Origin of the sequence: Delftia sp. GW456-R20, from assembly GCF_001622915.1 — a bacterium.
Lineage (GTDB): Bacteria > Pseudomonadota > Gammaproteobacteria > Burkholderiales > Burkholderiaceae_C > Comamonas > Comamonas acidovorans.
Genome location: NZ_LWCN01000004.1, coordinates 651,160 through 672,773, shown reverse-complemented (window position 1 = coordinate 672,773; position 21,614 = coordinate 651,160). Strand labels below are relative to the sequence as shown.

Below are 21,614 nucleotides of genomic sequence, written 5' to 3'. Positions count from 1 at the left end.
GACATACGGAGATTTTTCATGATCACCATCAAACGACTTTCCCTGGCACTTGCAGTCACCGCACTCATGGCCGGTTGCAGCTCGGGCGTCAAGCTTGACGAGACCCCGGTCACCGACGCGGGCGCCACCAGCACGGGCCAGGGCAGCGGCGCCGGCACCGGCAGCACCTCGCAAAGCGGCATCTCGGGCGTGGACCTGACCGGCTCGGCTGCCGACAAGGCAGGTCCCCAGGGCGTCAGCCGCGTCGTCTACTTCGACTTCGACAGCTACGTCGTCAAGGCCGACGCCCAGCCTCAGATCGAAGCCCACGCACGCTTCCTGAAGGCATCTTCTGCTCGCAAGGTCCAGATCGAAGGCCACACCGACGAGCGCGGCGGCCGCGAATACAACCTGGCCCTGGGCCAAAAGCGCGCCGAAGCCGTGCGCCGCTCGCTGGGCCTGCTGGGCGTCAGCGATGCGCAAATGGAAGCCGTGAGCTACGGCAAGGAAAAGCCTGCCTCCGAAGGCCATTCCGAAGACGCCTACGCGCAAAACCGCCGCGCTGAACTGTCCTACCGTTGATGAACATGCAGCGCTCCCCGATCCTGCATCGCACCGCGCTGCGCACGCTGCTGGCAGCTGGCCTGATGGCCGGCTACGCCGCCAGCGGCCATGCCGCACTGTTCGGCGATGACGAGGCGCGCCGCGCCATCCTGGAAATGCGCCAGCGCGTCGACAGCATGCAGCAGTCGCAGCAGCGCATGACCGAGGAAAGCTCGCAAACGCGCCGTGGCCTGCTCGAACTGCAGTCGCAGATTGAGCAGCTCAAGTCCGAGCAAGCCAAGCTGCGCGGCCAGAACGAGCAGCTGCTGCGCGATGTGGCCGAGCTGCAGCGCGGCCAGCGCGACATTGCCAAGGGCGTGGACGAGCGCCTGCGCCAGTTCGAGCCCGTCACGGTGACGGTGGACGGCCAGGAATTCGCAGCCGACCCGGCCGAGAAGCGCGACTTCGAAGCCGCCCTGGCGCAGTTCCGCGCAGGCAGCTTTGCCGAAGCCGGCACGGCGTTCTCGTCCTTCCTGAACCAGTGGCCCAAGAGCGGCTATGTGCCCTCGGCACGCTTTTGGCTGGGCAATGCGCAGTACGCCAATCGCAACTACAAGGACGCGATCACCAACTTCCGCGCGCTGCTGGCGGCAGCCCCCATGCACGGCCGGGCGCCGGAGGCGGCACTGTCCATCGCCAACTGCCAGATCGAGATGAAGGACACCAAGGGCGCGCGCAAGACGCTGGAAGACCTGATCAAGGCCTATCCCAATGCCGAAGCCACGGCTGCGGCCAAGAACCGTCTCGCCAGCCTCAAGTGATGAACGACACGGTTTCTTCATCCCTTCCGGAAGAAGACAAGACAGCGCCTGAAGCAGGCGCTGTTTTTTCTGATGCCGACCTGCAGCGCCGCTTCGGCGGCCTGGAGCGCCTGTATGGCGTGCCGGGTGCCGCGCGCATCCGCGCCGCGCACGTCGTCGTGGTGGGCATCGGCGGCGTGGGCTCCTGGACTGCCGAGGCGCTGGCGCGCAGCGGCGTGGGTGAACTCACCCTCATCGACATGGACCATGTTGCCGAGTCCAACATCAACCGGCAGATTCACGCGCTTTCCACCACCGTGGGCCAGGCCAAGATCGAAGCCATGCGCGAGCGCATCGCCCAGATCAACCCCGCCTGCCGCGTGCACTGCATCGACGACTTCGTTGACCCGGACAACTGGCTGCGCCTGCTGCCCCCGGGCGCCGACGCCGTCATCGATGCCTGCGACCAGGTCAAGGCCAAGACCGCCATGGCAGCCCATGCGCGTGCCACGCGGCAATGCTTCATCTCCGTGGGTGCAGCGGGCGGCAAGCGCCTGGCTCACAAGGTCGATATCGACGACCTCAGCGCCACCACGCACGACCCGCTGCTGGCACAACTGCGCTACCGCCTGCGCCGCGAGCACGGCGCACCCAAGGAAGGCAAGCGCATCGGCATCGCCTGCGTCTTCAGCCGCGAGGCCGTCGCCCCGCCCGATGCCTCTTGCGCCATCGAAGGCGACGGCACGCTCAACTGCCACGGCTACGGCTCGGTAGTGGCCGTCACCGCCACCTTCGGCCAGTGCGCCGCAGGCTGGGTCATCGATCAACTGAGCCGCATCAAGAATTGAAGCGTAAATTTTGGTGCTAGAATCTATGTCTTCGCTAAGCAGCATCTGATGCATGCAAAGCGTGGTTCGGGTCTTTAGCTCAGTCGGTAGAGCAGCGGACTTTTAATCCGTTGGTCGCGAGTTCGAATCTCGCAGGACCCACCAAAGAACACAAGGCCCCGTAGCAATACGGGGCCTTTTTTCTTTGCTATCGAAGATGTAGCAAACGGAGCAGAAATTTGCGGCCCGTGTTCCGCAATTCTGGGCGTGTTCCGCAGTTCACCGAACAGGCTTCACCTTCTTGCCCACCTTGTGGCTGATGTACTGGGCTGTCATGCCCTCCGTTGTATGCCCCAGCAGCGCCTGGGCATGGCGTATCCCGCCGTCGTCATCCAAAGTGGTAGCTGCCGTGGCGCGCAGGTCCCGAAACTGGAACTGCGCCTTTGGAATTCCGGCTGCATCCCGTGCAGTGTCGAACCGGTCGCGCCGCATGTGCTTGGTCAGCGGCTGGCCCGCCTCGTTCACCAGCAGCAAAGCGGTATCCGCTTTCAATTGGTCCTTGTAAGCCTGGATCTCGGCCAGCAGCTCTTTTAGCGACCCTGTCACTTCGATGCGCAGCTTGGCGGCTGTCTTGCCCTGGCGCATGCAGCATGCCGCCCGCAATGTGGTCCGTGCTCATGCGCAGCACGTCCCCAGCACGCCACCTGACATTCAGCGTGGCTTGTAGGGAACGCCAAGATCCCATCGAGACTGCCAGTGCGCCACGTACTGCAGGGAGACCTGAGGCATGCCGCGAATGACCACTACATTCTCGGAATTGGCAGTCTCGGCTGACGGCGCGTAGTTGAAGGAGCCGGTTTCTACTGCATCGCCATCCACAATCATTGCTTTGTCATGGTGGATGTGAAAATGATCATTGGTGCGCAGCTGTACGCCGCCGCGCACGACCAGGTCCATCGCGGCCTTGCTCGTCTTGCCTTCATTGCGTTTCTTGTCCACGACGATGCGCACGTCCACGCCGCGCTGTTGAGCAGCCACAAGTGCCTGTGCGATGTCAGGAGCCTGGAAGGCGTAGGCCAGCACCTGAATGCTTGTCTTGGCGCTGGCGATTGTGTCCAGCACCAACTTGCGGGCGGAACCTTCGGGTGAGAACCCTACCTGCACGCTCGACTGGGCAAAGGAGACGATCGGCAGAGCGAGCAGAGCCGCCAGTGCAATGCGAGGAAGGTTTTTCATACGCAGATAGTGCTGCGCCCGCGCTGTCTGCGGGCGCGGCGCCACTTCAATTCACGACTGAAATTTTGAGCGTGTACGCGGACGACTTGCCCTTCCGGGCGGCCGCACGATTGAGGAAGACTCGCACACGGTAGTCACCGCTGGCGGGCAAGGCGCCGGTCCAGGTGGGCCCGTCTGCCATTTCGCCGCGGAACAGCGCTTCATCGCTGCCAGGTGGGAGCACGTTGAAGTAGGTCGAGGTGGATTTTGTCTCCATCTGCACGGTCATCGTCTGCCCGGCGCCCGCGCGGACCACGTAGTCGCGCGTCTCCACCTTGTTGCCTTGGAGCTTGCCCTGGACGGTGGCGCTCGACGTGCCTTTCTTGAAGTTCACCGCAGTAGAGGGAACATCCGCCTGAGCCATCGCTTGCACTTGCACGACCGTGAGGCAGGCGACAAATGCAGCTGTGCAAATTCTGGAAAGCATGCAGGTCCTTTCTAGGAGGCGCATATCGCCCCGTTCACATACAGGCTACCAGACGATCGGGCGCATTGTGCGACAGCCTCCGACGAGCCGCCTCGCAGAGATGACGGTGCCGTCCCAAGCCTGCCACGTTCGGCAGGATGAGCAAGGAACAGAAGCAAGCGCCCCAGTGGGAGCGCATTGAGCTGGACTACAGGGCCCCCCACAACGCGCCCGTAGGACTCTCGCCACCGGAATCTTGCTCAGGGACCGACAGCCTGCATCCCGCTGACGGGGCACCATGCAAGCTCTGAAGAAACAGGAGCAATGAATGGCGATTTCAGAAAAGATCCAGGACCTGCGCAAGTGGGATGACTCTCGCAAGGGATTCACGGGAGAGCACTGGCTGGTGCTCGGTGCTGGCCTATTGGCTCTGCGCCACGCCCGACGGGCGGAAAGTGGCATGGGCCGTGTTGTGAGTGGTGCGCTGGGCACGGCACTGATAGCGCGGGCGGTAACGGGCCGCGATGGCGTGCTGGGAACGGCAGAGCGCTTGACTGCAAAGCCCACCCTGGCCGAGCGCCTGCAGATCGCCGCACGCCGCCTGTAGACACGCAGGCTAAGAAAAGGCCCGCAGTTGCGGGCCTTGTTTTTTGGGGCAGGGCTGCATCAACGCTGGCGGCGCATGCGACGCAGGCCGAACATCGCCAGCAGGGCAGACATCAGAATGACACCCCATTCGCTAAGCGTAGGAATGGCTGCAGCGCCGCTGGCTGGAGCTGCTGCCAGCACGGGCACGAGTGGGTCTGCGATCACGCCCAAGGCAGGGTTGATATCACCCGGGCCGTTGTCGGTGATGGTGTAGGTCACCGTGGTGCGCGCACCGTTCACGATCACGTTCAGCGCGGTCGCAGGGTCGAACCATCCGCCGGCTCCATCGGACTTGCGGAACTGCACGCCTTCGGGGAGAGCACTGGGATAGGTGAGAGTCATCGTCACAGATCCGGTGCAGTTTTCAGCGCTGAAAGCGAATTGACCGCTGGGCGCTTGGAGGTTCGGAGGGGTGGAGGTCACAGGTCCGAAGCCGCCGCCAGGTTGCAGCGTGCAGGTGGTGCCGCCGCCGGACATCGTGGCAGACGGTATGCCTGTCATGCCAGGCACACTGCCGGGCGTGCTCAACAGTTGCAGCTTGCGCGGCGTGGCTTGTGTGCTTGCAGAGGCTGCACCGGTTGTCCCATTGGATGCCACGACCATGAAGTTGTAGGTGAAGCCATTGCTCAGGCCAGCCACGACGATGGGGGATGTCGTTCCTTGCTGAGTGATCACACCAGGCGCACCGGGCACGGGCACGGGTGTCGCGGTCACGGTATAGCCAGTGATGGAGGTGCCGCCGTCAGATGCAGGTGCAGTGAAGGTCACCGTAGCCTGCCCGTCGGCTGCAGTGACGTTGCCGATGGTGGGGGTTCCGGGTGCCGCTGCATTCACCATGAAGGTTTGAGACACCTGTGATGCAGGCAGATAGCTTGCGTTACCACTTTGGTTCGCATCGACGGTGCAAGAGCCTGTGTTGACAAAAGTCAGCGTGCCGCCCGAGGTGACCGTGCACACGGCAGTTGTGGTTGCACTGAAGGCCACGGGCAGGCTGGAACTGGCCGTCGCGGTCAGTGTTGGCGTTGTGCCGAAAACTTGGTCACCGGGGTTTGTGAACGTGATGTTCTGGGTTTGCTGTCCATTCACCAGTACGCCGGTCGTGGCGCCTACGTTTGCCAAATTCAGTACAACGTTGGTGCCTCCGCTCGTCATCGTGCTCCCATTGAGATTGATGGCTGTCCCTAACGTCACTCCATTTGCATCAAAGTCACCTGGCTGCACGGTGTATATGAAAGTCAGGGTGGAGGTGTTGCTGCCACCGACGAAGTTCGCTTGCCGGACAGTTGAACCAATCGTCAAAGGAATTGACGGTGGGCCGCCAGCTGTGACGGCGACGGGAGCGCTGTAGATCACATTGAACTGCAGGTTCTGCCCAGGGATATAGGTTCCATTGGCAGGGACGCCGACTGACTGCACCGAGGGGGCAGAAGCCGTCAGCGTGTAGTACAGCATCGTGTGACAGGCGTTGGCGTCTGTGATGGTCAACCGATATTGGCCGGGGGCTAGTCCTGTCGCGGTTGCCGTTGTCCTCCCGGTGGGGGACCAGCTGTATGTGTAGCCAGGGGTGCCTCCGGTAGGCACGACGGTTGCGCTACCGCTACTGTTACCTCCAACGGGATTGATCTGAGACTGTGTACCTGACAGCATTGCAGGCTGTCCAACGGTCGTGGACGCTGTTCCCTGTAGGTCGTTCGCGTCTGTAATCGTAACTGTATAGATGCCTGCCGTGAGCCCTGTCGCGGTAGCGTTGGTGCCTCCAGAGGGTGCCCATGAGTAGGAGAAGGGCGCAACACCGTTCTGAATGCTGTGGGCCGTGGCCGTGCCGTTGTTTCCCCCGTTACACGAGGCATTGGTGTGGGACGCAGACACGGTCAGCTGTGCGCTCGCAGAGCCGGCGTAGGCGACAAGAGCAAAGGTGCCGCCGAGCACCCATGTGCGGAAAACTCCAGAAGACATGTTGTTCCCTTATTTTGGAGATCGGTGCACTCTCTGCAGCGCTGTTTACCGGATTCCTGCTTGATGACTAAATGCGTCGCAAATTGTAGAAATTTGTGTATTTTTTGTATATCACTGAAACTTGGTAGTTATTTGGAGTGGGTGGCCGGGTGCTGTGGCGATCCCCCAAAGCCTGCCAGCTTTGGACGGATGAGCAAGCATCAGAAACAGGCGCCGCAGTGGGAGTGCATCGAGCTGGACGCGCGCTGTCTCTGACGGCCTGCGCGAGCAATCTGCAGATGCCGCCCGCAGACTTGCCAGCGCTCCCCCGCAGCCGTCCTTGAGTACGCCACTGCCGTCAATGCCGTTACGAAGACTGCCGCGCAGCGTATGGGGAAATGGCTGCAAAGGCTGCAGGACACGCAGCCGATGTCCCATCATTCGGTGCTGCATGGCCGGTAACATCCAAGGATTTAAATCGCTTTCAATTTCTTGGTTAGATGCTTGATTATAGGAAATCAACTAATAAATTTTTAGGTCAGAGTGTGATTTATGGTTTTATCCCAAGCTCGTCAATTTCTGAAAGTGTCGCAGGATTAAATGATTAATTTTGCCAGATGGAATTAGACTGCTTGCGGCTAGGGAAGTGATTTTTTTGCAAATCCTCTAAGAGTGGCTAACACGCCGCTGGTGTCTGGGAGCAGTTGCACCAGGCCATGCTGGCTCGCTTGCGTGAACATGACCAGATTGATTGGAACCGGGCCAGCATTGATAGCTCCTCGGTACCAAGCCCCCGGCGGGCCAGGAAACGGGGCTTAACCTGACTAGCCATGAAACGCTGCTGAAATTGGCGGCAGCGATCATCTGCGCACGCTTCGTGGATAGGTGGTGTTAGCCACTATTAGCCCATGGCGAGAAGGTCCATGCCAGCGTTGACCTTCTCGCTGGCGGTGCTGTGCCGCAGGTCGTGGAGGAGCAGATCAATGAGGCCAGCGCATCCGCTCGTTCAAGCGTGTTTTGTACAGATTTTTCTTAGCAAGCAAATAAATTAGCTAAATTAAATTCATTGAAGCGTTTGATGTGAATTATCTTGATGAACCGGTTGCAGGCTATAGTCAGGCGGCTTCGCTTAATTTTCATGTCAATGGAGACGTTATGAATCGATGGATCCGCAGTGTTGTGATTTCTGCCTTTGCCTCTTGCCTGTCTGCTTACACAATGGCGGCCTTGCCTGATTCCGGTATGTGGGCGATGGATGGTGAACTGAATGGCAAGCCTGGGCGTGGGATTCAGATAGACAGGCAAGGCGGGCTGAACGTGATCGTTACCTACTTCGGATACAGAACGGATGGCTCTGCACTTTTCCTGCAGGCTGCGGGTCAGCTGAAGGATGAAAAAATCTTCGAAGGTGAACTGACGGAATACCGTGGCGGCCGCGTTCTGGGAGGGCCCGCACAGGATGGAGAGCCCGTGCGAGTCGTAGGACCTGTCCGCATTGTTTTTGATACAGAGACTTCCGCTACGGTCACTTTGCCCGGGGAGGCGCCACAGCCCATGAAGCGGTTCGGCTTTGAGGACAATTTGGCCCGCATGCATGGCAAGAGCTTCAGCTACTCATCGGGTGAGGAACTGGTGATGAGTGGTTCGAGGGGTGGGCAGCTTCATATCTACGCCAAGGGAGATGTGTTCCGCATGGAGGAGGAATTTGCAGCCGGAGGGACTTGCTTTTACGAGGGACCTCTGAGGTATTCGGGAGGTGGCATCTACTCTGAGGGGCTTTTGAGCTGCAAAGGCGCTCCGTCTCGATCCGGCTTGAACATGTACAGGATTGAGAGGCTGCACGTGGACGAATACGGCGTTCTGACGGGACGGATCCATTGGAGCGGGGTGGATGCAGCCGGCCAACTCGTCCAACCGGCCAGAACGGTGCTGGGCTTTTGCCATAGCAGTGCAGCCGTGATGCTGAGGCCCATGCCGTGCTTGGGCGGCGGGAAAAACTACTACCAGGCTGAAAGGCATTGAAGCAATCACAGCGCGCACGCGCTGTGATCATTCCTTTCGGGGCGGGTCCTCAAAAATCCGTCTCGCTCCTGTGCTCAGTGCTGGCGCCGCGTCCTCGCTACGCCGACCAAGGCCAGCAGTCCCGACAGCAGCAGCAAGCTCCATTCGCCAAGCGTGGGGATGGCCTGGGCTGACGCGATTGGGGGAGCGAAGGTGATCAGAACGGATCCGTCCGCACCATTCGAATTTCCTGCGCCGCCCATGCCGGCTCCGCTGGTGGCTGCTGCGAATGTGATTCCGGCGCCGTAGCTGCTGCCTCCACCGCCAGCGCCGCCTATGTCGCCAGCGTTGCCTGCGTTCCCGCCGCCGCCGCCGCCACCCCCGTAGCCGCCGCCGCCGCCACCGGCGTTGTAGCCGCCGGCTCCTCCGCCGCCTGCGCCGCCACCGCCCAAACCGGGGCCCATGCTGCCGGCGCTGGCGCCACTGGCTCCTGGTCCTGCAGGACCCACACCGCTGCCGCTGCCGCCTCCGTCATTGCCTGTGGCCGTACTGCCGTCCCTGCTGCTGGTGCTGCCGCCAGCGCCTCCCGTGCCGTCGGTGCCGACGCCACCGGCCCCGCCCGTGCCGGCCACCGTGCCGCCTGCGCCACCGGGGTGTGCCGCGTTGCCCATCGTTCCGTTGCTGCCGTTGCCACCACCGACGCCCACTCCCGCATTGCCACCGGAAACTCCAGCGGTGTCGTTGCGGCCGGCGCCGCCTCCGCCGCCCGCCACGGCCAGAACGGTGAGGGCGGATGTGTCGATGATGCTGCTGCTTCCACCGCCCCCTGCGCCGACAGGCCCTCCCGTGGCGCCTCCGCCACCGACGCTGATCAGCAGGTTGTTGGCAGGAGTCACCGCCAAGCTGCCTGTGCCAACGGCGGCGTTTCCTCCTGTCACCATGGATGAGCTGAGAACGCCCCCGCCGCCACCGCCGATGAGGGTGACGGTCATGGTCGTGATGCCTGCAGGTACGGTGCAAACCTGGGGTCCGCCAGCGGCGGTGTACACCGTTCCGCTGACGCAGGGCGCCGCCCAGGCCGCAGGGGACAGGCACGCAGCGCAAGCTGCCAGAAGACGCGCATTCAATATGCCCTTGCGCAGTTCAGGCCCAGGCGTGATCCATCTTTGTTGATTCGATGTTGTTGCTCGCATTTTTCCTCATCCCTTGGTGAATATATTTTGCGAGCGCGATGCTATGTGATGGTCTGAATATTGTCTATTGAGGAATTACTTGATTTCGGCTTGTGGAGTCAGGTTGATATTTTTTGTATATTGATATAAATAAATCAATAGAAAATTAAAATGTATTGAGTTTGAGATTGTTGGGTTTTATTTGTTTAGGTTTATTTCCCAGTTGAATGCCAGTCAACCATCATAGTATTAATTGGCGGCAGATTAGCTATGCTATTTTTGATTTTCAATAGAAAAATGCCTCGAATTAATGCGAGGCCTTTTCCTATGCAAAGCACAACGCGAAGTCAACATTGAGGCAGCAGTGCGCGAGCCCATGGCCTGTGCCTGAAGTTGATTCTCACAATCCAAGAAACTCAAACGGCACCGACTCCTGAAAATTCCGCGTGGCATCGCCCGAGAATGTGTGGTCCTGATCCGGTCCCAGGTCGAGCTTGAGCACCTTGCCGGTTTGCTTGCTGAAGTCCAGTGCCTTGAGGTCCACCCAGAAGGTATTCGGTGTCAGGGCTGATTCGAAGAAGTAGAGCTTGCGCTGGTGGTCGAACACGGTTCTCCAGCGGGTGGACGAAATGTTGGGCTCTTCGGGAGTGTTCAGGCCATATGGCACCGAGGCATTGCGGATCACGCTGAAGACGCTGGCAAGCGCCTTGTTGGGGTCCGGGCTTTTGGGGATAGCGTTGACGTAGAACGATGCGCGGGCAAAGCGGTCGGCGGCCCGGTTGGTGCCGGGCAGCATGGTGGTGCCGCCCACTTGCTTCCAATAGGCGTTCAGGGCCAGCTGCTGATCGAAGGTCGGCGAGTTGGTCATGACCTGGTATTCACGGCCGTGGTGTATCACCTGCCGGCCGTTGATGTATTCGACGATCGCGCTGTCGCCACTGGCGTCGGACATCGAGAGGTGCAGCGTTGTCAGGCGGTTCTCTCCGGGCACGTTGTCCGAGACGATGGTGAAGGGCTCTTTCTCCAGGGCCGCGACGGCTTCCTTCACGGTGGCGAAGTTGTCCAGCACATATTGCGCCCAAGCCGCAATGGTCAGGCCAGGTTTGCTGCCTGCGCCGAAAGCGGGGTATTGGGATTCCACGAGCCATAGCAGGTTGGCATTCAGGCCGGCCTCATTGACTCCATCGGTGGTGGACACGTCATAGCCCGAGGTGACAACGCTGCCGTACCTGGAAGTCCAGCGCAGGGAATTGGGGCCGGCCTTGCCGCTGCGCTCCATGCCGCGCGGCAGTACCCATAGATTGCTGAGGATGTCGCTTTTCCAATCCATGGAGCGCGCCGTCACGACCTGGCCATTCGCACCCAAATAGACAAGGCGGGTACAGGCCCAGGCGCTGGAAAGGGCTGCAAGCCCGGCAAATCCCACCAGCAATGCGCCCACGACGGGACGAATCTGCAATGTGCTTTTCTTCACGGGCAATTCCTTTGTAAGCAAATGGACTGGCGCAGTGTAGGCGGCAGGCATTTGCATCCAGAGTCGGATAAAGCCGCATTGGAGACGGACAAGGCGATGGCCGATGGTTTTATGGGCGTGGTGCAGGCAACGGCACGCGCGCTGGCAGCACGGTCAGATGGCGTGGCTGAGCATGGGGCTGGCCAGCATTGCCACGGCAAAGGAAATGGCGCAGATGGCGGACCACAGAAAAACGAGGAAGAGGTGTCGCATCAGAAGGTTCTCGGCAGTTCGGTGGCGAATGCGGCCCGCAAGGCGCGCAAGCTCCTCGCGTACAGGCGCCCCAGGGGCGAGCGCGACTCCATGCGCAGCAGCAAAGGCTGGCTGCCGCGCACGGGAAAGGCTTCCAGCAGGCTGCGGTGGTAGCGGGCATCCGGGTCCGGGTTGAAGCTTTCTGTCGGAACGACTCGACTCATCTTGTATCTCCGTCACATGATTTGGAGAGGTTTCTGGGTACGTGCTCTCCTATGGGCTCTATTTCAATTGGTTGCGCGGTGTTTCTGTGCGGGCCAAGGCTGAGGTCGCATGTAGGCCGCGCCTGTACGCCGTGTATGTGTTTTGCGGACGCGCTGTGCGCTGCGTCCTCAGGCTTTGCGAAGGGGCCGGGACTGGCCTGCAAACCTCTTGGCGGAGGCTTGCCGTGCCTAGAATTCCTGGTCCCCATTTCATTTATCTGCCAGGAGTTCCATGTCGTCCCTTGTTCCTCCGCTCCAGATCCGGCCTGTCACACAGGCGGACCACCACCAATGGCTTCCTCTCTGGCAGGGCTACAACGCCTTTTATGGGCGCGCCGGCGAGACGGCGCTGCCCGAAGGAATCACACAGGCCACCTGGGAGCGCTTCCTCAATCCGCTGGAGCCGGTGTTTGCGCTCGTGGCGGAGAGCGAGGGTGAGCTGGTCGGCCTGGCGCACTACCTGTTTCATCGCAGCACCACGCGGCTGGAGCCGGTGTGCTATCTGCAGGATCTGTTTGCCGATGCGCGGCGGCGCAAGCAGGGCATTGGCAAGTCGCTCATCCGTGCGGTCTATGCGCAGGCTGCGCAGGCGGGAGCGCGCCGCGTGTACTGGCAGACGCAGTCCTCCAACGAGGCGGGCCGCGCGCTGTATGACCAGGTGGCCGAGCACCGGGGCTTCATCGTCTACGGGCACGAAGTGCAGGGCTGAGGCTGACGCTTTGTTGTCGGGTAGGCGGCCTGGATACGAAACCTGTTGAAACAGCGGGCGTGTGCTGCCGCTGCAAGGCCTGCGGGCAGCCCGGCAACCCTAGAATCACGCGTTGTCCTATCGCTGCTAGCGCTGCACCCCATGTCCAATCTCATCGTCCACGGCGGCACGCCTTTGCGCGGCCGCGTCGTTCCCTCCGCCAACAAGAATGCCGTGCTGCCGATTCTGTGCGCCACGCTGCTGACCGATCAGCCGCTGCGGCTGCATGGCGTGCCGGACATCACGGATGTGCGCAAGATCCTCGACATCTTCCGCACGCTGGGCAGCGAGGTGCAACTGGACGAGGCCACGCGCACGCTGCAGCTGCACCACCGCGACACGCGCTTTGACGCGTCCTCGCACCGCCTGCCCGAGGAAATGCGCTCTTCCATCATGCTGGTGCCGCCGCTGCTGGCGCGCTTTGGCGTGGCGCGGCTGGAGGACAACGTCAAGGGCTGCACGCTGGGCGTGCGCGAGATCGATCCGCACGTGGATATCTTTCGCTCCTTTGGCGGAGAGGTGGAGCGCGCCAGCGGCTCCCTGCTGATCCACAGTGCCGCGCCGCTCAAGGCCGTGCGCCACTGGCTGGACTACGCCTCGGTCACGGCCACGGAGAACTTCGTGCTGTGCGCCGTGGCTGCGCAGGGCGAGTCCATGCTGACCAATGCGGCCTGCGAGCCGCATGTGCAGGAGTTCTGCCGCTTCATGGTGATGATGGGTGCCGATATTGACGGCATCGGCACCTCGCGGCTGACGGTGCGCGGCGGTGCGCCGCTGGGCGGCGGCGATTTCACCTTCGAGGAAGACTTCCACGAGATCACCACCTTTCTCGCGCTGGGCGCGATCACGGGCGGCGATGTGGAGGTGCGCAACAGCACGCCGGACAACTTTCCGCTGATCGACCGCACCTTCGCCAAGTTTGGCGTGCAGGTGGAGCACAAGAACGGCTGGTCGCGCGCGCTGCGCTCGGGGCCGCTGAAGGTGCAGACGCCTTTCACCAGCAATGTGCTCACCAAGGTGGAAGCCGCTCCCTGGCCGTACTTTCCGGTGGATCTGCTGCCCATCTTCATTGCTCTGGGTGTGCATGCGCAGGGCAATGCGCTGTTCTGGAACAAGATCTATGACGGCGCGCTGGGCTGGACGGGCGAGCTGTCCAAGTTCGGTGCCCATGTGTTTTCTTCGGACCCGCACCGCGTGGTCACCTTTGGCGGCAATCCGCTGACGCCGGCCGTGGTAGAGAGCCCCTACATCATCCGCGTGGCGATTGCGCTGTTCATGGTCGCCAGCAGCATCGAGGGTCGATCGGAGATCCGCAACGCCACGCCGATTCGCCGTGCGCATCCGCACTTTGTCGAGAACCTGCGCAGCCTGGGCGCGCGGGTGGAGTGGACCAACGAGGAGTGAGGTCAGGCGGCGATGCGCAGGCCGCTATGCCTGCGGCGCCGCATCCGAGAATCTCTTGGCCGCCCTGAGCAGGTAGCTCACGGCATAGAGGATGGGGTCGTCCATCTCGTCGTCGTTCACGCGGTCAATGATTTCCAGCAGGCCTTGAAGGTCGGCCGACATCTGCGGCAGCACGTTGCTGGCCAGCGCCTCGACCGGCTGCTCTGCAGCGGCACGGTCTGCCTTGAGGTGGTAGCTGCGCAGCAGGTCGTGGACACCGACCACCATGGCGCGGTTGGATCTTTCCACATGCATTTCCAGCACGCTCAGCGCCGCGCTGATGTGGCATAGCGCATCGGTCGCCAGGCTCTCCGGATCGGGCGCTCTGGCGAGGGCCTGCGCAAGGCGCGCGGAGGCGGGCATGTCTGTGTCCGGCATGGTTCTGTTCTTGCGCAATAGGTCTGGGGTTCAGTGCTCGTACGCACGAGCATCGGCACGGGCATAGGCATGGGTGCTGGCTTGCCCAGGCCTGGGTCGGGCCGATTCAAATGTTATGCCAACTTGGAATCATGTCAACTAGGCATGAATCTGAATTTGCATCTGGCAGGTACCATCGCCCAATGCAACGAAAACCCTTTCCCAGCGAAACCCAGGAGCGCTTCATCGTCCGTTTCCCGGATGGAATGCGCGATCGCATCTCGGAAGTGGCAAAGGCAGGCCACCGTTCCATGAATGCCGAAATCGTTGCCCGCATACGGCGCAGCTTCGAATTGGATGAAGCCGGCGACACGGCCCAGGCCGGCCCGGACCTGGATGTGGCGGAGTTGAAAAAGGAAATCGCGCGCCTGTGCCGCTTGCTGCAAGAACACAAGGACGCCGCTGCAGGCCTGTTCGAGGCGCACAAGGAGGCCGTGGTGACCGAAGCCCTCAAGCGCCTGCGCGCCGAAGCGGGTGAGGCTGCGTCTTTGCCCAAGGCCACGGGGGACAGCGTCCAGGCCCGTCGCACCAGCAAGAAGACCTGAGGCTGTAGGCCTCAGACCACGCGTATCGTTGCAGCGCGCTGTCGCGCGCCCCGGTTTGCCACGCGTATCGTTGCGTTGGGTGTTAAACAACCTATCCCTTTTTGAAGGCTCTTGCAGCAAAGGACGCAACTATGAACACGGATCAGATCAAGGGCACGCTCAAGGATGCCGCAGGCAAGGTGCAGCAAAAGGCTGGCGAGTTGATCGACAGCCCCGAGCAACAGGCCAAGGGCATTGCCAAGCAGGTCGAAGGCACGGCCCAGAAGAAGCTGGGTGATGTGAAGGAAGTCTTGAAGGACGCGAAAAAATAAGGCATTCACCCTGCCTTTGCGAACAAGCCCGCCACACCCTGGCGGGCTTTTTCTTTTCCACGGATTTCGACGAATGGGCGTGCGAAGAAGGTGCTGCGCGCTTCCTGTTTCAGACGGCCTGCGGCACCCTGCGGGCAGCGTCCGTGGCCACATGCACGCGGTCGCGGCCCGCCTGCTTGGCGGCATACAGCAGGCCGTCGGCGCGTGTCAGCGCATCGGTCAAGGCGGTGTTGGCGGCCACGGGTGCGATGCCGAAGCTGATGGTCACCCGCTGGCCGGCCGCCAGCACATAGCCGTCCGCGCTGAGCTGGGCGCGTATGCGCTGGGCCACGCGCTCGGCCTCCTGGGGCGTGGTGCGCATCAGCAGCAGCACGAATTCCTCGCCGCCAAAGCGTGACACCAGATCGTCGTTGCGCACGTGTTGCTGCAGGGTCTGGGCCACGACCTGCAATACACGGTCTCCGCAGTCATGCCCCCAGCTGTCATTGATGCGCTTGAAGTGGTCTATGTCGCCTATCAGCACGGAGATCGGGGCCATGTGCGGATCGGCCAGGCGCAGTTCGGCTGCCTCCTGGAAGGCGCGGCGGTTGAGCAGGTTGGTCAGCGAGTCGTGGTTGCGCTCCTCGCGCAGCGCGGTGAAGACATCGCGCACCGTGCATGCCAGCAGCATGAGGGTGAACAGCAGCGCAAACGACAGCGTGCTGACCAGGGTGACCAGCCAGTAGGTGGAGCGTGCAATCTCATTGAGATCGGTGCTGCCCAGGGCCAGCACCAGCAGCGGCCGGGCAGCGGTGTAGCCGGCAAACACCACGTAGGACCAGTAGAGCATTCTCTCCAGCCAGTCCTGAGGCGGCCGGCGCCGCAGCATGGCGGGCGCCGGCAGCATCTGCAGCAGGCCCAGGCCGGTGTTGAGCCAGTGCACGCGCACCCACAGATCGACCTGGACCCGGCTGTAGTAGTACAGCGCAGCCAGGACGACGGCGCCTATGAGCAGCCCCAGCAAGGGATGGGCCGAGACGCCATAGCGCCCCGCCATGCAGCGCGCGAAGCACCAGGTGCCGAACAGATACATGGCGCCCGTGAACACGGCCCAGTGGTGCAGTTCTTCCCGGGGTGCAAGGCTTTGCCAGGCCAGCGCCAGAGAAACCAGGGCGTATCCGCCCGCAATCCACAGCAGGTAGCGCTGGCGCCGCTGCACCAGCCAGCACACGGCCAGCGTGCAACTGAGCAGCAGAATGCTCAGCGGCGCAATCAATACATAGAGGCGATCGGTATCGAGTGACACATCCACAGCGTGTTATGCACTTGCAGGTGCGGGTGGCGACAGCTTCGCGATTGCGGCATTGAATGGTGCTGCATTCCGAAGCGCCGGTCCATTTTGCATCCGTTGCCACGGCGCTTGCGGCCGCATGGCGCATGTTCCGCGTTGTGCACGGCTGGCGATATCGGGCCTACCCGTGCGGCGGCCTCAAGTCCCGGGCATTTGTGACGAAAGAGCAGGTCATCTTTTCCGGATTGGTGGCCTATGCCGATATGGCAAGGCGTTGCGCCGGAAAACGGTCGCCGCTGATGTGCGCGGCCTGTTGTTTTACCTTTCCTGTATTCGGTTTTTCCGACGAGAGTGCTACGAATGAAATTTGATCAATGGAGCGTGTCCGCCAAGCTTTGGGGCACGCTGGGCGGCTTGCTGGCGATGATGCTTGCGGTATCGCTTTGGGCACAGTTTGCGGCGGCCCGCGCCATGGACCACGGCATGCAGACGCTGTCCGAGTACGAGAGTCGCATCAGCCTGGCCATTCAATGGAAGGGCGCAACGGAGACCACGGGCGAGCGGGTTCTGGCCAGCAATGCCTCCACCGATGAGGAACTGACCCGCCTGCTCGACGGCCGGGTCAAGGAAGGCTCGGCACTGATCACCAAGCTGCAGGCCGAGATCGTCAAGGGCGCCAGCGATGCCGACAAGGCGGCGCTGGAGCGCATTGCAGCCATCCGCACCGAGGTGCTGGCACTGAACAAGCGGGCGCGCGAGATCAAGTTGACCGGCGATGCAGCGGCATTCCGCGAGTTCGTCCAGCAGCAGTACCTGGGCGCCATTGGCCGCTACGTGGACTCGCTGGAAGTCTTCGTGCAGCTGCAGCGCAGCCAGCGCGATGCAGCCCGCGAGCAGGCCCAGGCCGCCCGGCAGCAGGCCAGCGTGCTGGCCTGGATCGTCCAGGGCGTGGTCCTTCTGGCGGGCCTGGCGCTGGCCTTGGCACTGACGCGGGCCATCACCCGCCCCCTGGAACGCGCCGTGCAGCTGACGGACGCCATCGCCCAGGGCGACCTCACGGTGTCGGCCGATGACAGCCGCAAGGACGAGTTCGGCCACCTGCTGCGCTCGGTCTCGGGCATGGCGGCGCGGCTGCGCGGGCTGGTGACGGAGGTGCGTGACAGCGTGCATTCCATCTCCACCGCATCCACCGAGATTGCCGCGGGCAACCACAACCTGTCTTCGCGCACCGAGCAGACGGCGTCCAATCTGGAGGAAACGGCTGCCAGCATGGAGCAACTGACCGCCACCGTGGGCCAGGCTGCCGACACCGCGCGCCAGGCCAATCATCTGGCCGGCAGCGCCGCCCAGGCTGCCGAGCGCGGCGGCGCCGTGGTGGGCCATGTGGTGGCCAGCATGGATCGCATCGGCGACAGCGCACGCCGCATCTCCGACATCATCGGTGTCATCGACTCCATTGCCTTCCAGACCAACATCCTGGCGCTGAACGCTGCCGTGGAAGCGGCCCGCGCAGGCGAGCAGGGCCGCGGCTTTGCCGTGGTGGCCGGTGAAGTGCGGGCCCTGGCCCATCGCAGCGCCGAGGCCGCCAAGGAGATCAAGGTGCTGATCAGCACCTCGGTCGATGCCGCGCAGGAAGGCTCGGCCCAGGTGGCCCAGGCCGGACAGGTGATGGATGACATCGTGGGCAGCGTGCGCAAGGTCTCGGACATGATCGGCGAGATCACGGCATCTTCCACGGAGCAGCGCGACGGCATTGGCCAGGTCAACCAGGCAGTCAGCCAGCTGGACCAGATGACGCAGCAAAACGCGGCTCTCGTGGAGGAATCCGCAGCGGCGGCCGCCGCCCTCAGCGACCAGGCGCAGCGCCTGTCGGGCATGGTGGCCGTGTTCAAGGTGGGCCATGCCGTGCCAGCCTTGCGTTGACCAGCACCAAGGCGCAATAACACACGCAGAAAAAAGGACCGCCCGAGGGCGGTCCTTGAAGAGAAAAGCCGGTGCCCTTGCGGGCCTGCCAGGGTAAGTCAGTGAGAGGGGAGGGAGGAGATAGTCTCCCTGGCCCGGCTGGAAAATGGTTCGTGGTGGCTGCGGATCGCTCCAGTGGCCGCCTGGACTTTGCCGCTGCGTGGTTGCATCCACATGGCTTGCGCTTGCTGCAAAGGCGTGGCCAACATGATTTTGGAGAGCAGGGCTGTAGGACAGTTCCCTGTGTGATACCTGCTGTTTCCCTTGTTGTGATTGCTTGGGTACCGAAACATGCCGGCACCCATCGGTTCACGCATCTGCACTACATTGAAGAATTTGTAACTTCTGAGCAATAGGGTTAACCCGTTGCTTCTGGCAGCAAAAAGCCCGCACTTGGCGGGCTCTGTCGCAGCTTGGCGGCTGCCAGGGGGCGGGCTGCGCCGGACCTCATATGGCGAAGGGAGTGCGGTCCTTGCCTTCGATCCAGCGGGGCTGCTTGCCGCGGCCGGTCCAGGTCGCGCCCGTGGCCGGGTCGCGGTACTTGGGGACGCCGACCACGCGGAAACCGCCACCAGCCTTGGCTTTGGACGAAGGGAAGACGTCGGCCTCGGTCAATCCGTATTGGTCGATGATGGTGCGCACCTGGGCAATGGCTCCGGACTTCTCGGTCTTGAGCACTTCGGCGATCTGGGCTTCGAGATGGGCTTTCTGCTGCAGCAGTGTCTTGTAGTCGGTAGTCATGTATATCAATGAATGTTGATCTGCCAATATAAAGGAATCTTAGGAGACTTTTGGCAAAGTGAGCCTACACTGCCGCGCAACACCCGGACGGCGACAGGCGTATTGCCTGGAACCTGTCTGAGAACGGATTCCCATCTTGCCCGAGTCTAGGCGAGTCGGACGCTGATTTTTGTAGCGTATGGAAACCGGGCCATCGCGTCTGCCACAGCGGCGCAGGTGCTGGGGAACAGGGCTGTGTAGCAGGCGCCGGCCACTTTGATGATGCATCGCTTCATGTTTCTCTTCCCTTGAATGACAGATCTGCCTTCTTATCGGCATTTTTGTATCAAGGTGAAACACTTTCTTGCCCGGCTCCCTGCCGCCCCCGATGGGAAGCCACTCTCGATCAATGGCAGTCCATGCAAGGGAAGAAAAGGCCGCGTGGTGCACCCCAAAAATATGAGGGAGGGAAAAACACAGGGTGCGCGGCGCAAACGGCAGGGTCCTGGAGTCAAGGCGCTGGCGTTTGCGACAGAAAAATCCCGCAGCCAGGGCGGCAAGTGTCTGTGTTACAAATTGACACTATAGCACGCATCCTTCAAGCTTGTGACTGGTTCTTGCAAAAGGCTGACGACTGCAGTTTGGGCGGCGCTGCCAGCAATGCAGTGCCTGCACGAAGGGGCTAGCCAGCGGGCTTCTTCGCACGCAGGAAGCAGGCAATTACAAGGGCAAGTACGCACTCTTCGAGCTCTGGCGGCCGATGCGTCTCGGATAGGCTCGGTGGGCATTCACAGCCCTCGTTTTGCCTTCACTACGCATCATGTTTCAAACACTTCGTGCCCGCCTGATCCTCATCTGCGTAGCAATCACCGTGGCCGCGCTGTTCGCGCTGTCCATGGCCACCTTCTGGACGGCGCGCAGCAGCACGCTGTCCGATATCGACGAAAACATCGGTCAGCTCACGCGGGCCCATGCATCCACACTGACCGACTGGGTTCAGGACAAGCAGCGCATCACCGGCTCATTGAAGAAGGCGGTGGACCAGCCGGACCCCATCCCCTTCCTGCTGGCCGGCCAGCAGGCTGGCGGCTTCGATGACGCCTATTTCGTCCATGCCGACAAGCGCGCCGTGTTCACCCATCCCATGCCGGAGAACTACGACGGAACCCAGCGCGACTGGTTCAAGCAGGCCGTGCGCGAAGGCCGGCCGGGCGTGACGCCAGCCTATGTCGATGCCAGCACCGGCGAGCTGACCATCAGCTTTGTCGATCCGGTCGGCAGCTCGGGCGCCATCACGGCCGTTGTCGGCACTGATGTGCGGTTGGCCGCCATGTCCAGGAAAGTGGCCGCCATCCGTCCCCAGGAAAAAAGCTTTGCCTTTCTGATTGATGGCGAAGGCCGCCTGCTGGCCTACGCCAAGCCCGAGCTGGCGCTCAAGCCGGCTTCCGCGATTGCCCCTGAGCTCGATGCCGCGCTGATCAAGCGCCTGGCCGAGCAGGGCGGCCGCGCCGATCTGGTGCTCGATGGCGAGCCGCAGATGCTCTACGCCGCCAAGGTCGAGGGCACGCCCTGGACGCTGGCCGTGGTGATCGACCGCGCACAGGCCACGGATTCGGTGCGGGCGCTGCTGCAGGTGGCCGCCCTCATCACCGTGCTGTCCGTGCTGGGCGCGGCGGTGCTGCTGACCGTGGCGCTGCGCCGCATGCTCAACCGCCTGGCCGTGGCACGCGATGCGCTGCAGGACATCGCCTCGGGCGAAGGCGATCTGACCCGCCGCCTCACCTCCGCCGGCCGCGATGAGCTGGCGCAGATCGGCCAGTCCTTCAACCAGTTCGTGGACAAGATCGCCACGGTGCTGCTGCGCATTCGCGAGTCGTCGGAATCGGTGCGCATGGCTTCGGCAGAGATTGCGGGTGGCAACCAGGACCTGTCGTCACGCACCGAGCAGCAGGCCAGCTCGCTGGAGCAGACGGCAGCCGCCATGGAGCAGATCACGGCAACCGTGCAGCAGAACGCGGCCAATGCGCGCCAGGCCAGCGAGCTGGCCACCAGCGCCTCGCAGATCGCCACCCAGGGCGGAGAGGCCGTCGGCCAGGTGGTGCAGACCATGGGCGGCATCGAGGCCTCGGCACGCAAGATCGAAAGCATCATCGGCGTGATCGACTCCATTGCCTTCCAGACCAACATCCTCGCGCTGAACGCAGCGGTGGAAGCGGCGCGCGCCGGCGAGCAGGGTCGGGGCTTTGCCGTGGTCGCCAGCGAGGTGCGCACGCTGGCGCAACGCAGCGCCACGGCGGCCAGGGAGATCAAGGCGCTGATCGATGATTCCGTGGGCCAGATCGACACGGGCAGCCGCCTGGTGCGCAATGCGGGCACCACCATCGACCAGGCCGTGGACGGCGTGCGCAAGCTCAGCACGCTGGTGGCCGAGATCAGCAACGCCAGCCAGGAGCAAAGCCGTGGCATTGCCGAGGTGGGCAGCGCCATCGGCCAGATGGACCAGGTCACGCAGCAGAACGCTGCCCTGGTGGAAGAGGTCACGGCCGCAGCGCAGTCGCTGCAGCAACAGGCGGTGCAGCTGGCGCAGGCCGTGGCGGGCTTCAAGCTCGACGAAGGAAACGGCGCCCGCCGCCTGCGCTGAGCG

General features: G+C 62.4%; 22 protein-coding genes, 1 tRNA gene and 2 pseudogenes. 14 read left to right on the top strand and 11 right to left on the bottom strand.

Annotated elements, in window-relative coordinates:
* The first annotated feature begins 18 nt into the window (after nucleotides 1-18).
* The 4 genes from pal to A4F85_RS08540 all read left to right on the top strand — a co-directional run bounded on the left by pal (nucleotide 19) and on the right by A4F85_RS08540 (nucleotide 2,314).
* Nucleotides 19-561: a peptidoglycan-associated lipoprotein Pal gene (pal, locus tag A4F85_RS08555; protein ID WP_013802696.1), complete on the top strand. Its 543-nt coding sequence runs from the start codon at nucleotides 19-21 to the stop codon at nucleotides 559-561.
* Nucleotides 561-1,343: a tol-pal system protein YbgF gene (gene ybgF / locus A4F85_RS08550; RefSeq protein ID WP_012205234.1), complete on the top strand. Its 783-nt coding sequence runs from the start codon at nucleotides 561-563 to the stop codon at nucleotides 1,341-1,343. The genes pal and ybgF overlap by 1 nt, the downstream gene beginning before the upstream one ends.
* On the top strand, nucleotides 1,343-2,170 hold the full coding sequence (locus tag A4F85_RS08545) for a tRNA threonylcarbamoyladenosine dehydratase (protein WP_063326315.1): 828 nt from the start codon (nucleotides 1,343-1,345) through the stop codon (nucleotides 2,168-2,170). The genes ybgF and A4F85_RS08545 overlap by 1 nt, the downstream gene beginning before the upstream one ends.
* A gap of 68 nt (nucleotides 2,171-2,238) precedes the next feature.
* Nucleotides 2,239-2,314 (top strand) — tRNA-Lys (locus A4F85_RS08540).
* Between the two features lie 114 nt (nucleotides 2,315-2,428).
* Here the strand turns inward: A4F85_RS08540 and A4F85_RS29510 are convergent.
* The 3 genes from A4F85_RS29510 to A4F85_RS08525 form a co-directional block, all read right to left on the bottom strand.
* Nucleotides 2,429-2,794 carry a tyrosine-type recombinase/integrase gene (locus tag A4F85_RS29510; RefSeq protein ID WP_082848167.1) on the bottom strand — a complete coding sequence of 122 codons (366 nt, stop codon included), beginning with the start codon at nucleotides 2,792-2,794 and terminating at the stop codon, nucleotides 2,429-2,431.
* Nucleotides 2,795-2,860: 66 nt separating this feature from the next.
* Entirely contained in the window at nucleotides 2,861-3,385 is a 525-nt protein-coding gene (locus A4F85_RS08530) for a phospholipase D family nuclease (protein WP_063326314.1), read from the bottom strand.
* A 46-nt stretch (nucleotides 3,386-3,431) separates the two neighbouring features.
* Nucleotides 3,432-3,851, bottom strand: a complete 420-nt coding sequence (locus A4F85_RS08525; protein ID WP_063327921.1) for a hypothetical protein — start codon at nucleotides 3,849-3,851, stop codon at nucleotides 3,432-3,434.
* 307 nt (nucleotides 3,852-4,158) lie between these two features.
* Here A4F85_RS08525 and A4F85_RS08520 point away from each other — a divergent pair, with 307 nt between their 5' ends.
* Nucleotides 4,159-4,437, top strand: a complete 279-nt coding sequence (locus tag A4F85_RS08520) for a hypothetical protein (RefSeq protein WP_063326313.1) — start codon at nucleotides 4,159-4,161, stop codon at nucleotides 4,435-4,437.
* A gap of 59 nt (nucleotides 4,438-4,496) precedes the next feature.
* On the opposite strand, the gene A4F85_RS29505 is transcribed toward A4F85_RS08520, so the two are convergent.
* Together A4F85_RS29505 and A4F85_RS31405 are read right to left on the bottom strand one after the other, a co-directional pair.
* A complete protein-coding gene (locus tag A4F85_RS29505; protein WP_231890498.1) occupies nucleotides 4,497-5,963 on the bottom strand; it encodes an IPTL-CTERM sorting domain-containing protein in 1,467 nt (488 codons plus the stop codon).
* Nucleotides 5,964-6,023: 60 nt separating this feature from the next.
* Nucleotides 6,024-6,434 (bottom strand): annotated as a pseudogene (locus A4F85_RS31405) (hypothetical protein); the annotation flags it as partial.
* Nucleotides 6,435-7,096: 662 nt separating this feature from the next.
* On the opposite strand from A4F85_RS31405, the pseudogene A4F85_RS30865 reads away from it, so the two are divergent.
* Both A4F85_RS30865 and A4F85_RS08510 read left to right on the top strand, forming a co-directional pair.
* Nucleotides 7,097-7,254, top strand: a pseudogene (locus tag A4F85_RS30865) (IS5/IS1182 family transposase); the annotation flags it as partial.
* A gap of 239 nt (nucleotides 7,255-7,493) precedes the next feature.
* Nucleotides 7,494-8,435: a hypothetical protein gene (locus A4F85_RS08510; RefSeq protein ID WP_231890497.1), complete on the top strand. Its 942-nt coding sequence runs from the start codon at nucleotides 7,494-7,496 to the stop codon at nucleotides 8,433-8,435.
* A 74-nt stretch (nucleotides 8,436-8,509) separates the two neighbouring features.
* Here A4F85_RS08510 and A4F85_RS31235 read toward each other — a convergent pair whose 3' ends face one another.
* The 3 genes from A4F85_RS31235 to A4F85_RS08495 all read right to left on the bottom strand — a co-directional run bounded on the left by A4F85_RS31235 (nucleotide 8,510) and on the right by A4F85_RS08495 (nucleotide 11,515).
* Nucleotides 8,510-9,406, bottom strand: coding sequence for an IPTL-CTERM sorting domain-containing protein (locus A4F85_RS31235; protein WP_269447113.1), 897 nt, complete (start codon nucleotides 9,404-9,406; stop codon nucleotides 8,510-8,512).
* 580 nt (nucleotides 9,407-9,986) lie between these two features.
* Nucleotides 9,987-11,060 (bottom strand): linear amide C-N hydrolase, encoded by a 1,074-nt coding sequence (locus tag A4F85_RS08500; RefSeq protein WP_063327920.1) that lies wholly within the window; start codon nucleotides 11,058-11,060, stop codon nucleotides 9,987-9,989.
* A gap of 251 nt (nucleotides 11,061-11,311) precedes the next feature.
* The gene (locus A4F85_RS08495; protein ID WP_063326309.1) at nucleotides 11,312-11,515 is read right to left on the bottom strand and encodes a hypothetical protein; all 204 of its coding nucleotides are present in this window, start codon (nucleotides 11,513-11,515) and stop codon (nucleotides 11,312-11,314) included.
* Nucleotides 11,516-11,786: 271 nt separating this feature from the next.
* Between A4F85_RS08495 and A4F85_RS08490 the strand changes: the two genes are divergently transcribed.
* Nucleotides 11,787-12,263 (top strand): GNAT family N-acetyltransferase, encoded by a 477-nt coding sequence (locus A4F85_RS08490; protein ID WP_012205305.1) that lies wholly within the window; start codon nucleotides 11,787-11,789, stop codon nucleotides 12,261-12,263.
* A gap of 141 nt (nucleotides 12,264-12,404) precedes the next feature.
* A complete protein-coding gene (locus A4F85_RS08485; RefSeq protein ID WP_013802678.1) occupies nucleotides 12,405-13,706 on the top strand; it encodes a UDP-N-acetylglucosamine 1-carboxyvinyltransferase in 1,302 nt (433 codons plus the stop codon).
* 24 nt (nucleotides 13,707-13,730) lie between these two features.
* On the opposite strand, the gene A4F85_RS08480 is transcribed toward A4F85_RS08485, so the two are convergent.
* On the bottom strand, nucleotides 13,731-14,123 hold the full coding sequence (locus A4F85_RS08480) for a hypothetical protein (RefSeq protein ID WP_082848165.1): 393 nt from the start codon (nucleotides 14,121-14,123) through the stop codon (nucleotides 13,731-13,733).
* Between the two features lie 182 nt (nucleotides 14,124-14,305).
* Between A4F85_RS08480 and A4F85_RS08475 the strand changes: the two genes are divergently transcribed.
* Both A4F85_RS08475 and A4F85_RS08470 read left to right on the top strand, forming a co-directional pair.
* Complete coding sequence (locus A4F85_RS08475; protein WP_063326307.1) at nucleotides 14,306-14,707, top strand: Arc family DNA-binding protein; 402 nt, start codon at nucleotides 14,306-14,308, stop codon at nucleotides 14,705-14,707.
* A 131-nt stretch (nucleotides 14,708-14,838) separates the two neighbouring features.
* Nucleotides 14,839-15,018 (top strand): CsbD family protein, encoded by a 180-nt coding sequence (locus tag A4F85_RS08470; RefSeq protein ID WP_012205309.1) that lies wholly within the window; start codon nucleotides 14,839-14,841, stop codon nucleotides 15,016-15,018.
* Nucleotides 15,019-15,127: 109 nt separating this feature from the next.
* Here the strand turns inward: A4F85_RS08470 and A4F85_RS08465 are convergent, their stop codons facing one another.
* The gene (locus A4F85_RS08465) at nucleotides 15,128-16,303 is read right to left on the bottom strand and encodes a GGDEF domain-containing protein (RefSeq protein ID WP_231890496.1); all 1,176 of its coding nucleotides are present in this window, start codon (nucleotides 16,301-16,303) and stop codon (nucleotides 15,128-15,130) included.
* Between the two features lie 62 nt (nucleotides 16,304-16,365).
* Between A4F85_RS08465 and A4F85_RS30490 the strand changes: the two genes are divergently transcribed.
* Nucleotides 16,366-16,659 carry a hypothetical protein gene (locus A4F85_RS30490; RefSeq protein ID WP_139093386.1) on the top strand — a complete coding sequence of 98 codons (294 nt, stop codon included), beginning with the start codon at nucleotides 16,366-16,368 and terminating at the stop codon, nucleotides 16,657-16,659.
* A complete protein-coding gene (locus A4F85_RS08460) occupies nucleotides 16,649-18,211 on the top strand; it encodes a methyl-accepting chemotaxis protein (protein ID WP_063326305.1) in 1,563 nt (520 codons plus the stop codon). The genes A4F85_RS30490 and A4F85_RS08460 overlap by 11 nt, the downstream gene beginning before the upstream one ends.
* 486 nt (nucleotides 18,212-18,697) lie before the next feature.
* Here the strand turns inward: A4F85_RS08460 and A4F85_RS08455 are convergent, their stop codons facing one another.
* Entirely contained in the window at nucleotides 18,698-18,991 is a 294-nt protein-coding gene (locus tag A4F85_RS08455) for an H-NS histone family protein (protein ID WP_012205312.1), read from the bottom strand.
* 799 nt (nucleotides 18,992-19,790) lie between these two features.
* Here A4F85_RS08455 and A4F85_RS08450 point away from each other — a divergent pair.
* Nucleotides 19,791-21,611 carry a methyl-accepting chemotaxis protein gene (locus tag A4F85_RS08450; protein ID WP_013802673.1) on the top strand — a complete coding sequence of 607 codons (1,821 nt, stop codon included), beginning with the start codon at nucleotides 19,791-19,793 and terminating at the stop codon, nucleotides 21,609-21,611.
* Nucleotides 21,612-21,614 lie beyond the last annotated feature (3 nt).

Coding starts and splice junctions, on each gene's coding strand:
- A4F85_RS08525 (WP_063327921.1), bottom strand. CDS start 3,851: ATGCTTTCCAGAATTTGCACAGCTGCATTTGTCGCCTGCCTCACGGTC.
- A4F85_RS08495 (WP_063326309.1), bottom strand. CDS start 11,515: ATGAGTCGAGTCGTTCCGACAGAAAGCTTCAACCCGGACCCGGATGCC.
- ybgF (WP_012205234.1), top strand. CDS start 561: ATGAACATGCAGCGCTCCCCGATCCTGCATCGCACCGCGCTGCGCACG.
- A4F85_RS08470 (WP_012205309.1), top strand. CDS start 14,839: ATGAACACGGATCAGATCAAGGGCACGCTCAAGGATGCCGCAGGCAAG.
- A4F85_RS08485 (WP_013802678.1), top strand. CDS start 12,405: ATGTCCAATCTCATCGTCCACGGCGGCACGCCTTTGCGCGGCCGCGTC.
- A4F85_RS08480 (WP_082848165.1), bottom strand. CDS start 14,123: ATGCCGGACACAGACATGCCCGCCTCCGCGCGCCTTGCGCAGGCCCTC.
- A4F85_RS08520 (WP_063326313.1), top strand. CDS start 4,159: ATGGCGATTTCAGAAAAGATCCAGGACCTGCGCAAGTGGGATGACTCT.
- pal (WP_013802696.1), top strand. CDS start 19: ATGATCACCATCAAACGACTTTCCCTGGCACTTGCAGTCACCGCACTC.
- A4F85_RS29510 (WP_082848167.1), bottom strand. CDS start 2,794: ATGCGCCAGGGCAAGACAGCCGCCAAGCTGCGCATCGAAGTGACAGGG.
- A4F85_RS30490 (WP_139093386.1), top strand. CDS start 16,366: ATGGTGCTGCATTCCGAAGCGCCGGTCCATTTTGCATCCGTTGCCACG.
- A4F85_RS08455 (WP_012205312.1), bottom strand. CDS start 18,991: ATGACTACCGACTACAAGACACTGCTGCAGCAGAAAGCCCATCTCGAA.
- A4F85_RS31235 (WP_269447113.1), bottom strand. CDS start 9,406: ATGACCGTCACCCTCATCGGCGGTGGCGGCGGGGGCGTTCTCAGCTCA.
- A4F85_RS08490 (WP_012205305.1), top strand. CDS start 11,787: ATGTCGTCCCTTGTTCCTCCGCTCCAGATCCGGCCTGTCACACAGGCG.
- A4F85_RS08545 (WP_063326315.1), top strand. CDS start 1,343: ATGAACGACACGGTTTCTTCATCCCTTCCGGAAGAAGACAAGACAGCG.
- A4F85_RS08450 (WP_013802673.1), top strand. CDS start 19,791: ATGTTTCAAACACTTCGTGCCCGCCTGATCCTCATCTGCGTAGCAATC.
- A4F85_RS08475 (WP_063326307.1), top strand. CDS start 14,306: ATGCAACGAAAACCCTTTCCCAGCGAAACCCAGGAGCGCTTCATCGTC.
- A4F85_RS08460 (WP_063326305.1), top strand. CDS start 16,649: ATGAAATTTGATCAATGGAGCGTGTCCGCCAAGCTTTGGGGCACGCTG.
- A4F85_RS08530 (WP_063326314.1), bottom strand. CDS start 3,385: ATGAAAAACCTTCCTCGCATTGCACTGGCGGCTCTGCTCGCTCTGCCG.